The following is a 10,353-nucleotide window of genomic DNA, read 5'->3' as shown; positions in this document are numbered from 1 at the left end:
AGTAGTGTTAATGTTGCAGGTTCTCCCTTGCAGGCAGGATAGCAGGAGAGTCCGAAAACAGCAATACCGTTGGATGATCCGGTTATCGACAGACTATGCAAAATTCGACAAAAAAAGAATAATTACTCACGATAATTATTCCCTATTAACTCAATATCATCAGTTATTTGGAAATCTTCACCTATTTTTTTAAATCCATTAGAGATACTCTTTAAATTTCCACTTTTATAATCAATAATCGTTATCATTGGTCTAACCACCCAATAGCTGATCTTATCATTCCGCCAAAGTCTGAAAATACAATTTCATCAGTCCCTAAAGTTTTTGAGTGTGCATCAAGTTCAGCAACAACATGAGTATAACCCAAATCTTTTAAAGGCTCCACTAAACGGGGACCGTCTGTTACAGCAACTGATTCTATGTCAAAATCTTCTATTGGAAATGCGTGTGGAACTCCAAATACAACAATCAAATCCAAATCCATATCTTTTAAGTATTCTGCTGCCTTATTGGCAGTTATAGGGTATTCATCAAGACCTCCGCTAATAAAATCAGGTTCCATATCAAGCTGATTTTTAATATTTACTGCATGCTGTCTGATTCTAGGCAAACCAATATTTTCATCCAGATTAGCTACAAAAATAGGTTTATTATCCGGATTGATTTCTTTGTAGTCAAAATTAATAATATCTGAAAACAAATAAGATGTTTCTTTTTTAACATTCAAAACAAAAGCAACTTTTTTATTATCTTTCAAGGCATTTACAACAATTCTTGCAACGCTTTCCTTTGAATCTCCAAAGTTAGGTTTAATATATTTGCCCTGTGCCATTCCACGGGTTTTTTCAACTTCAGTTGCTTTTTCAAGCATTTCAATTTGCCTGTCGGCTTCTTTCCTAGGTATTACCCCACATTCAACTGCAGCATCTAAAACCATTATTGCACCTACAGTATTATCACCTTCACCAGATCCCCCATGAGATTCTACAGGAATAACTGTACATGGCAAATCTGCGGTTGCAATAGCTTCTTTTAAATCTTCACCAATAATCATACTTGCACAAGTGCCTGCAATACCCATTAATTTTGGCTGGAACATATCATAAGCTTCAGTTAATGTATCAACTAATTTTTCACCAGCACCTAAAATAAAATCATTTTCAGACATGCCTGTAGTTACAACACGTACACCATCACTTTCTAAAAGTCTGGCCGTCCTAAAACAACAGCCAGTAGGGCCATGCATAACAATAACATCAACATTCATATCCCTTAATGTGTAAAGAGTAGCGGCAATTGGACTTGGTCTCGGATGCATATTTTTTCACCTAAAATAAATTTTTATGAATAATTATTTAAAAATCATGATATATAATCATATATAATGGGGTTGAGTAATTATGAAACTTGATAAAAAAGTTATGGAAGAAAAAATAAGAGAATATAGGACATTCAAAAGTTGTTCTGAGTCAACATTAATGGGCTTATGTGAAACTGCTGAATATCCGATTAGTCAAGCTGAAATGTGCAAATTGGCTTGTGGATTTGCAGGAGGGATAGGCGGAACATTTGACGAAGGAACTTGCGGTGCTTTGACTGGAGCATTAATGGCGAACGGTCTTTTACTTGATGATGAAGTACAAATCAAAGCTAATGCCAAAATATTATTTAACACATTTAAAGAAGAATATAACAGCGTATGCTGTGGTATAATAAGCAATAATGGCGAAGATAAATCTCCATGCGTTGACTGTTGTGTATTCATTGCAAATAAATTGGCTGATTTATTGGATGAATGAACAATAATATACGCCTAACAAAATAACCAATAAGATAACATTTAAAGCAGTAAAAACTGCTAGATATTTAATTTTAGATTCACTATATTCACGAACAAGAATCTTATAGGAAATAAGATTGGCCATAGATGCAATAAGGGTTCCAAAACCACCAATATTGATTCCAATAGTAATAGCTTCCCAATTAGTACTGAAACCACTAAGAAGCATTGCTGATGGAACATTTGAAATAATTTGAGACAATATCACTCCCGAAAGAACTTCATTACCGACAATCCATTTTCTGAATAGCAAATTGAAAAATGAAATATTTTCCAAGTTCCCAATCAAAATGAAAAGGGCGATGAAAGTCAAAAGCAAATAATAATCTACACCAAGAAAAACTCTTTTAAAGAAATTTTTTCTATTGAATTCTATTTTTTTCATTTTTGGTAAAACAATATCATCATTTGGAATGAAAAATGACAATACTATTAAAAATATTGCCGATACGATAACATATGGTAAAAGCAATATGAAAAATGACACAAATGACATATTTGAGACAGTATACATTACAATATTATGGGGCGCTCCAATTGGAAGAACCATACACCCCACATTAGATGCAATAGTCTGTAGTGAAACTGTAACTATAATTAAATCAAGCCTGCCTAATTTTTTTAAAGCCAAAATTGCAAAGGGCACAAAAATAATTAATGAAACATCATTAGTTATAAAAATAGAACTAAACAAGCAAGTGAAAACTAAAAATAATACTAAACCACGAGTATTTTTAACTTTAATTAATAATTTACGAACCAATATTTCAAAAACAAACAAATTTTTTAAAATTTCAACAAATAACATTATTATAAAAAGCAATATTATTGTATACCAATTAATATAACTTAAATAATTAATGCCTGGATTAACAAAAAAACAGGAAATAATCGCCAAAATTAGGGATATAGAAAATACCCATTCCTTTTTAATAAAATTAAATGTTTTATCCCTTAAATTAGCCATGATATCATAAGATTAATCTGCATCTTCATCCAGAGTTTCCAAAAGAAAGCTTACAGGTCTGAAACCATCATTACAGGATATCATTGCGGATTTTTTATTTTTCATCCATCCGTCATAAAAATCACTGGCTCCGTTAGCTAAAGCCATCACAAAGGGGGAAAGACTTTCCCAAGCACTATCACAGAAATTTTCAGGCTTTAACCAACCATTAGCGATGAAAACTTGACCTTCTTCAACATCACATTCATGTTCAAGAGGATTTTCATACTTATCAATTAAATCATCATGTCTGACTTTTCTCATTACAGTTATCTTTACCTTTTTCATAATATCACCAAATCGCTTTTTTCATACTTATTGTGGCCTTTTATTGATTTTTTATAATTCCAACATTTAATTGCATCATCAAGTGATTTATCTTTATTGTCTTCAAAGAAATCTCTAATATATTGGTTATATTGAAACTGCTTGCCTATTTCAGTTTTTTCATTTGAATTTTGAATTTCATAATATGCATCAATTGCGTCACGATAAGTTTTATCAGGATTTGCTTTCAGCCATTTTTGAAACTTTACCTTAAATTTAAATCCTTTGCCAATTTCTTTTTCAAAAAATTCACGTTTATCTTCACTGCATTTGAAATTTTCACCTAATTTTGAATCCAAAGTAATATCTGAAGATAATTCATTAGAATTTTTTCTAGTAAATTTTTCTTCTAACTCTTCACCTGTTGATAAATAGTGAATGATTCTTTTTTCCAAATCCTGCTTACTTCCACTAACTTTCAATCCTTCGCTGCGACAGAAATCCTTTAATTCCTCTTTTAAAAAATAATAATTTTTAAATTCCTCAGGAGTTAAATTTGTAGTTAATAAAGCCCTATTAGTCATAATAAAAAAAAGAAAAGTATTATTGTCTAGTAATAATACTTATAATGTCACCGTCTTTAAGTTCATAATCACTAGCTACACGCATGTTTGATCTGGCATCAACTGCATGCATGAACTTATCACCAATATCAGAATGAACCTGATATGCTAATTGACGAGGATTTGAACCTTTTTTAAGTAAAATTCCATCAGGCAATACATTACCTTTCTGGTCAGTGTATTTATGCTCATCCTGAACAGGATAAACTACAATATTTTCAAGCAAAGTAAAAATACCATAATTTAAGGCATCCTGAATTCCAGTACTTCCATATTTATCCAGAATATTGGTTTGAATGTATTCAAGAGCTTTCAACTGATTTGGAGACAATTCATCCTCTTTTAAAATTTCAAAATGATCATCACCAGGAAGATAACTAATCAAACCCGCTTCATTAGCTCTGACCAATGCAATTTCAGATTCTGCAGATGCCGGAATTACATTCGGATATTTTTCCTTAATTCTTTTAATATTCTCTTCAGAAGTTGGTAAATCCGCCTTATTTGCTACAATCATCATCGGTTTAGCTATTTTTAAGATATTTCTTGTTAATTCAATTAAATCTTCTTCTTCCCATTTATTATAATCCGGTTCTATTGATCTTTTAGCTTCAATAATATCTTCAATAGTTATTCCTGTACCGGACAATTGATCAAATAATACTTTGGAAATATCTAAATGCTCAGCACCGACTTTCCTTATAAGTCTTACCCAATTCCTTGATAATATTCCATACATCCACATTACTATTTCTTCCTCTAAAAATACAATGTCTTCCAAAGGATCATGGCTTCCCGGATCTACAGGCTGTCCTTCAATATCTGTTGAACCAGACGCATCAATAACATGTATGAATACTTTAGCTTGCATTAAATCGTCTAAAAATTTATTTCCTAATCCTTTTCCTTCATGTGCTCCAGGGACTAACCCTGCAACATCTATTAATTCTATAGGAAGTAACCTTTTTCCATCAATACATAATGAATTTCTAGGATTGCATGTAACACCTAATTCCTTACATGGACAATCTTTAATAACATAAGCAACTGCTTTATTGGCATCAATAGTTGTAAAAGGATAATTTGCCATTTCAACAGTTGATGAAGTTGCAGAATTGAAAAAAGATGATTTTCCTACGTTTGGTTTTCCTGTAACTGCAATTTGAAGCATAATAATCACATTATTTATTTAATTTTTAAAATATAAATAGTTTCACGAACTTATTTAACTATAAGGTGAAAAATTGGTAAACGAAAAACCCTCTGCAATGATAATACGACAAGGATTTCAAACTTTTCTAACGCAAGCCCGAGGAGACACAGAGTTCAAACCACATTTATTTGATTTAGTTAATGTTGATGTAAAAATTAAAGACTTACCGTTTGAATTCAATAATTACAAAATAGTTAATCTTGCAGATATTCATTTAGGCCAATGGATTAGTCCAGAATATCTAGATGGGGTTGTCGACTATGTAAATAAACTAAACCCCGACATGATTACCCTAACTGGAGATTATGTATCCTACATTTTAGAAGGATATGAAGATGCTCTTTTAAATTCATTTAAAAAATTAAAGGCAAAAGATGGTAAATTTGCAGTATTGGGAAATCATGACCATTGGAATAATCCGGAAAAAATCAGAGAAATACTAAAAAATGCAGACATTGTTGATTTAAGTAATGACGTTTATACAATTGAAAAAAATGGCGAAAAACTGAATATTTCAGGTGTTGACAGTTGTACTGTTGGAGCAGACAATCTGGACGAAGTACTTGAAAAATTACCTGAAGACGGAGCAAGCATATTGCTAGTTCACGAACCGGATTTTGCCAAAATTTCATCAAAAACCAACAGATTTGATTTACAGATGTCCGGCCATTCTCACGGAGGACAACTTGTAATTCCTGGCGTTAAAACAACTCCTTTTAGAGCATCATATTCATTGAAATATCCTGTCGGATTATATAAAGTAGGAAATATGATTCAATATACAAGCAAAGGTCTTGGAACAAATTCTTTTTGGCTTAGAATTAATTGTAAACCCGAAATAACTTCATTCTACCTTAAAACAGACAAAAGAAAGAAAATTACAATTGAGGATTAACATGAGTGGAAAAATATTTATTATTGGAATCGGACCTGGTGCGGAAGAATATTTGACTATAAAAGCCGTTGACTGTGTAAAGAATTGCGATTATACTGTAGGAAGTACCAGAGCCATTGATTTATTTAGCGATGTTAAAAATACTATTGCATTCAATGTTAAAGATTTAGTTGATAAATTGGAAGATGGAGTAGACTTGGCAGTTAATGGAAATAGTGTTGCCATACTGTCAACAGGTGATCCGGGTTTTTCAGGTGTTTTAAATACTGTCTTAAGAATTTCAGATGAAAAAGGATTTCCAAAAGCCGACATTGAGGTAATCCCAGGCATCAGTTCCCTTCAACTTGCAGCCGCCAGAAATCATATTCAATGGGACAATGCAAATGTTATGACATTCCACGGCAGGGAAAACATTGAAGACATTCTAAAAGTCATCGATAATGGAAAAGTAACTATTGCACTGCCTTCAAGAAAAGTAAAGGACATGGCACAGTTTTTACTTGACAATGGAGTCAGCGAAAACCGCAAAGTTACAGTCTGTGAGCGACTTTCATATCCTGACGAAAAAATTGTCTCAACATCACTGAAAACTGTTGCAAACAGTGAATTTACTTATATGTGCATTATGATAATAGAAAAGAATAATTGATGTTGAAAATTCATTTTAAATAATATTTACTTTTTAAATTTTAAATTAAAAGATTTATAATATTCTAATCATAGTTTCAGTGTTAATTTGTTAAAAAAAATTAACGGATGGTTGATACTATGGTTAGAAAAATAAGTATAATAATTTTCATTTTCTTAACTATCTTTTTAATTAACACTGTTTCAGCCACAGAATTAGAAAATGAAACAATATTGACACAAGAAACACCACAGGAAAGCATCAATATTGAAGCTCAAGATGTGGAAATGTTTTATAAAGACGGAACTCGATTTAAGGCTGAAATTCGAGACGCAAATGAAAATCCAATAAACAACACCCCATTGACATTTAATTTGAATAATTTGAATTATCAACGCTACACTAATAAAAACGGAGAAGCATCAATTGCCATTAACTTAAATCCTGGAAAATATATTGTAACTACAACAGTTAACGGAACATCTGCAAACAATACGATTAATATAAAAAGTACAATCTATTCGGCAGATGTTGTAAAGACCTATAGAAATGCTACACAATATTATGCCAAATTTCTAGACAGTACAGGCAACGATTTGAAAAACACGCCCGTGACATTCAATATCAATGGTGTTTTTTATACAAGAACAACAAATGAAAGCGGAATAGCCAAGCTGAATTTGAATCTTCACCAGGGAAAGTATATACTGACAGCAATCAATGAAATAACCGGTGAAAGAATAGGCAACAACATCACAATACTTCCAACAATCACAAACAATAGAGACGTAATCAAATATTACAGAAATGCTACAAAATACAATGTCTGCATACTTGAAAAAGATGGAAGACCTGCAGGCCAGGGGCATGAGGTAGTGTTCAATATAAATGGTGTATTTTATACAAGATTAACAGACAGTGCAGGTGTTGCAGGCCTTAATTTAAATTTAAATCCGGGAGACTATATCATAACCGCAGATTATGACGGATGTCAAGTTTCAAACAATATTAAAATATTGCCTACATTAACAGCAAATAATATTGAAATGGAATACCGTGACGGTACCAAATTTAAGGCTTATCTGGTTGATGATATTGGAAAACCTAAAGCATACGATAAAGTAACTTTTAACATTAACGGAGTATTATATACAAGAACCACCAATGAAAACGGAGAAGTCAGCTTAAACATCAATCTTCAAATGGGAGAATATATCATAACATCCCAAAACAATGGGCTTTGCATATCAAACATGATTAAAATTAACCCCACATACGAAGAAAAGATAAAAAATACTGAATTCACATATGAAATAAAAATTCCAAGTTATGTGAATGTAACATTTCCCTATGTTTATTCAAGTGGATATTCAATAAAAAGTGGAATAGACGGCATTATAAGAATGGAAAAAGAACTATTAATCCAAATAGAAATTGGATACAAAAACTATTTCTTTTCAACAAGCTATATGCCGGAATATAATGCAGAATACATATCATCAGAATATTATTTATTGCCTTTTGATAACAGCCCGACTCAGAATAGTTATAAGTATGAAGAGCTGACAGGAAATGGAATAATATTGCATAGAGGTTCCGATTATATTCATTTTATTTATAGAAACAATTGCAGCAGCAATATTGAACAGTTCGGAGCATATCTTGATAAATCATTTGAAAAAAGTGAAATTATAAACTACATTCAAAATGGAGAAAATAAAGCGAAAATAAAATTCGAGAATATGGGATTTGATGAAAGCGGATTGAGATATACATTATCCAAATATTATGGAAAGACCATTTATGATTTCAATTATAAAAGCTATAGTGAAATAATGGGAAAAGATACGGATAAAATCAAATTTACAAATACTGATGAATCCGTTACATTAAACTATTTTGGAAGAAAAATTATAGGTTATTTAAGTGAAGAAAATATTACAACAAAATTCAATTCCAACAACTGCATTGAATTTGAAAAATCCGAATTAATAACCTATGGATTAAGCAATAAATACAAACAGGATTTTGATGTTTTACAGTCTTTTGCAATAATTAATAAAAAGATAACAGACAATTCACTAAATTACTGGATAAATAAGGAAAATGAATATAAAACAGATACCGGAATGCAAAGCATGTATGCAATGTTTATAACATCCCTAAATACCGCATATCTAAGCGATAAAATATCTGATGAACTTAAAAATAATGCAGAATTAGAATGGTCCAGAACGGGAAATACAGTAATTCTTGGAGCCATGAACTGGAATGAAACATATCAGCACATATTAACTCCGGACATGGGAAGATTAATTAAAGGAAATAATGAAAGCGACATTATTAAATTCCGATTCGTTAATTCCATTTTATTATCAAAAATAGAACAATCATCATTATCTCCGATAGCCCGTGACGCATATGTTAATATAACAAGCGTATTTGATGATGTTTTCAATTCCCTTGCTTCATATAAGGCAAGCATTGTTTATTATAACAATACTGCAATCATTAGTGATGAAAGCGGAAGTTCCAACTTTGTAATTGATCTGAAAACAGGGTTGGTAACCCCATTATCCATACATAACGGCTTTGAATATAAAGGAGTTACAATAACACGTGATTGCGGATTATGCAGCATCAATAGTATGTTAAAGGAAGTTATGAAATATGTCAATAACGGAATATCTAAAATAAACGATGGATTAAATTATATTGGAGACAATATTCAACCTATAACCTCCCTAACATTAAAAGGAGCAATATTGGGGAAAGGTATTGTTGGCGCTTTAATAGGAGGGAGTATAACAATAGGATTAAGTCTGATTGGAACTGTATTGAGCATGCAAAGTATTGGAGTTTATTTTGTAGACCATTATCTGGAAGAGGAAGACCGATTTAGTGCATACGACCACATTATATTCACCCGTCCGGGATACCTGCAAAATACAAAAATCTACAATATTCCCAAAGAAGATGGAAGTGTTGACTATTTAGAAATTCCAATAAACAAGGACAATTCATTAGACCGAAATAATGTAAAATATATAAGTAAAGGAAATGTTAAAATATTAGGCAAGGAAGAAACTTACGAATATTTCACAGAAGAAAGTTGGGACCCATTTAATGTTCCAAGAAAATACTGGAGATAATACGATGGATTGGAATCAATTGAAAAAGAATTGGTCAGAACAACCGATAATCCTTAGAATATTATTAATTTTGCTGATAATTGCATTTATATATGATATGGCCAGCGGAAATACATTCAGCATATTCTTTTCAACATGTTTATTGCTGCTTATAATTGCGGAAATATATTATTGGTTTAAGAAAAAAAAGGATTAAAAAAAAAGATTTTAAAGTTAAAATTGAAAAATTTTAACTTATTTTTATTTTTAAAGCTGAATAGCTTCCTGAACTACTTCATCATTATCTTTACCATCGTAAAGGATGTGAGCTAAATTTAAAAGTTTTTCTTGACCTTTAACTTCATCTTTAAATAAAGGAACTTCAGCAATATGCTGATCTGCGAATTTCTGGTCAATTAAAGCTAAACGTTTCTGTTGTAATTTATGTCTTGAGTGGCAGAAATCACAATCACAAATATCCGGCATCACCTGATTGACAATGACACTGTCTACAACCATGTCATTTTTTTCCAATGCTTCAAGTGCTCTTTCTGATTCATAAATAGACATTTCTTCTGGAATAACAACCATTTTAAATGTGGTCCTATCTGAATCAGATAAAACTTCTTTTGCTTTATCAATTTGTTCTTTAGTTCTTTTTAAATCTTCAGAAGTTTGTGGATCATCAACAGCATCCATAAATGGCATTATTTTCTTTAATGCATTTGTTGCACTACCTAATTTTGCTTT

General features: G+C 31.5%; 11 protein-coding genes and 1 pseudogene. 5 read left to right on the top strand and 7 right to left on the bottom strand.

Annotated features, from left to right (window positions below; all coding sequences use genetic code 11):
- Positions 1 to 134 precede the first annotated feature (134 nt).
- Both hisH and cfbD read right to left on the bottom strand, forming a co-directional pair.
- Positions 135 to 248: pseudogene (gene hisH, locus ACKI5C_RS05435) on the bottom strand (imidazole glycerol phosphate synthase subunit HisH); the annotation flags it as partial.
- Positions 245 to 1,318, bottom strand: a complete 1,074-nt coding sequence (cfbD, locus tag ACKI5C_RS05430) for a Ni-sirohydrochlorin a,c-diamide reductive cyclase catalytic subunit (protein ID WP_407432171.1) — start codon at positions 1,316 to 1,318, stop codon at positions 245 to 247. The gene cfbD and the pseudogene hisH, both read right to left, overlap by 4 nt.
- A gap of 82 nt (positions 1,319 to 1,400) precedes the next feature.
- On the opposite strand from cfbD, the gene ACKI5C_RS05425 reads away from it, so the two are divergent.
- Complete coding sequence (locus ACKI5C_RS05425) at positions 1,401 to 1,799, top strand: C-GCAxxG-C-C family protein (protein WP_407432170.1); 399 nt, start codon at positions 1,401 to 1,403, stop codon at positions 1,797 to 1,799.
- Here ACKI5C_RS05425 and ACKI5C_RS05420 read toward each other — a convergent pair.
- Genes ACKI5C_RS05420 through ACKI5C_RS05405 form a run of 4 tightly spaced genes read right to left on the bottom strand, consistent with a single transcriptional unit; the run spans position 1,785 to position 4,907 of the window.
- On the bottom strand, positions 1,785 to 2,807 hold the full coding sequence (locus ACKI5C_RS05420) for an SLC13 family permease (RefSeq protein ID WP_407432169.1): 1,023 nt from the start codon (positions 2,805 to 2,807) through the stop codon (positions 1,785 to 1,787). The genes ACKI5C_RS05425 and ACKI5C_RS05420 overlap by 15 nt on opposite strands.
- A gap of 12 nt (positions 2,808 to 2,819) precedes the next feature.
- Positions 2,820 to 3,134, bottom strand: coding sequence for a TIGR04076 family protein (locus ACKI5C_RS05415; RefSeq protein ID WP_407432168.1), 315 nt, complete (start codon positions 3,132 to 3,134; stop codon positions 2,820 to 2,822).
- On the bottom strand, positions 3,131 to 3,697 hold the full coding sequence (locus ACKI5C_RS05410) for a DUF6434 domain-containing protein (protein ID WP_407432167.1): 567 nt from the start codon (positions 3,695 to 3,697) through the stop codon (positions 3,131 to 3,133). The genes ACKI5C_RS05415 and ACKI5C_RS05410 overlap by 4 nt, the downstream gene beginning before the upstream one ends.
- Before the next feature lie 19 nt (positions 3,698 to 3,716).
- Positions 3,717 to 4,907 carry a redox-regulated ATPase YchF gene (locus tag ACKI5C_RS05405; protein ID WP_407432166.1) on the bottom strand — a complete coding sequence of 397 codons (1,191 nt, stop codon included), beginning with the start codon at positions 4,905 to 4,907 and terminating at the stop codon, positions 3,717 to 3,719.
- A gap of 97 nt (positions 4,908 to 5,004) precedes the next feature.
- Between ACKI5C_RS05405 and ACKI5C_RS05400 the strand changes: the two genes are divergently transcribed.
- The 4 genes from ACKI5C_RS05400 (at position 5,005) to ACKI5C_RS05385 (ending at position 9,820) form a co-directional block, all read left to right on the top strand.
- Entirely contained in the window at positions 5,005 to 5,844 is an 840-nt protein-coding gene (locus ACKI5C_RS05400; protein ID WP_407432172.1) for a metallophosphoesterase, read from the top strand.
- A 1-nt stretch (position 5,845) separates the two neighbouring features.
- Positions 5,846 to 6,493: a cobalt-precorrin-7 (C(5))-methyltransferase gene (locus tag ACKI5C_RS05395; RefSeq protein ID WP_407432165.1), complete on the top strand. Its 648-nt coding sequence runs from the start codon at positions 5,846 to 5,848 to the stop codon at positions 6,491 to 6,493.
- 119 nt (positions 6,494 to 6,612) lie between these two features.
- Positions 6,613 to 9,624 (top strand): Ig-like domain-containing protein, encoded by a 3,012-nt coding sequence (locus ACKI5C_RS05390; protein ID WP_407432164.1) that lies wholly within the window; start codon positions 6,613 to 6,615, stop codon positions 9,622 to 9,624.
- Entirely contained in the window at positions 9,599 to 9,820 is a 222-nt protein-coding gene (locus ACKI5C_RS05385) for a hypothetical protein (RefSeq protein WP_407432163.1), read from the top strand. The genes ACKI5C_RS05390 and ACKI5C_RS05385 overlap by 26 nt, the downstream gene beginning before the upstream one ends.
- A 50-nt stretch (positions 9,821 to 9,870) precedes the next feature.
- Here the strand turns inward: ACKI5C_RS05385 and ACKI5C_RS05380 are convergent.
- A partial coding sequence (locus ACKI5C_RS05380; RefSeq protein ID WP_407432162.1) for a TRC40/GET3/ArsA family transport-energizing ATPase occupies positions 9,871 to 10,353 on the bottom strand: 483 nt, incomplete at its 5' end.

This window comes from Methanobrevibacter sp., assembly GCF_045646045.1.
Classification (GTDB): Archaea; Methanobacteriota; Methanobacteria; order Methanobacteriales; family Methanobacteriaceae; genus Methanocatella.
Note: the sequence above shows the minus strand (reverse complement) of the source record. Positions and strands in the feature narration are given on the sequence as shown.

What these genes read in the sequence shown, in the direction of transcription:
- cfbD (WP_407432171.1), bottom strand. Translation starts at nt 1,318, where the DNA reads ATGCATCCGAGACCAAGTCCAATTGCCGCTACTCTTTACACATTAAGG.
- ACKI5C_RS05425 (WP_407432170.1), top strand. Translation starts at nt 1,401, where the DNA reads ATGAAACTTGATAAAAAAGTTATGGAAGAAAAAATAAGAGAATATAGG.
- ACKI5C_RS05420 (WP_407432169.1), bottom strand. Translation starts at nt 2,807, where the DNA reads ATGGCTAATTTAAGGGATAAAACATTTAATTTTATTAAAAAGGAATGG.
- ACKI5C_RS05415 (WP_407432168.1), bottom strand. Translation starts at nt 3,134, where the DNA reads ATGAAAAAGGTAAAGATAACTGTAATGAGAAAAGTCAGACATGATGAT.
- ACKI5C_RS05410 (WP_407432167.1), bottom strand. Translation starts at nt 3,697, where the DNA reads ATGACTAATAGGGCTTTATTAACTACAAATTTAACTCCTGAGGAATTT.
- ACKI5C_RS05405 (WP_407432166.1), bottom strand. Translation starts at nt 4,907, where the DNA reads ATGCTTCAAATTGCAGTTACAGGAAAACCAAACGTAGGAAAATCATCT.
- ACKI5C_RS05400 (WP_407432172.1), top strand. Translation starts at nt 5,005, where the DNA reads ATGATAATACGACAAGGATTTCAAACTTTTCTAACGCAAGCCCGAGGA.
- ACKI5C_RS05395 (WP_407432165.1), top strand. Translation starts at nt 5,846, where the DNA reads ATGAGTGGAAAAATATTTATTATTGGAATCGGACCTGGTGCGGAAGAA.
- ACKI5C_RS05390 (WP_407432164.1), top strand. Translation starts at nt 6,613, where the DNA reads ATGGTTAGAAAAATAAGTATAATAATTTTCATTTTCTTAACTATCTTT.
- ACKI5C_RS05385 (WP_407432163.1), top strand. Translation starts at nt 9,599, where the DNA reads ATGTTCCAAGAAAATACTGGAGATAATACGATGGATTGGAATCAATTG.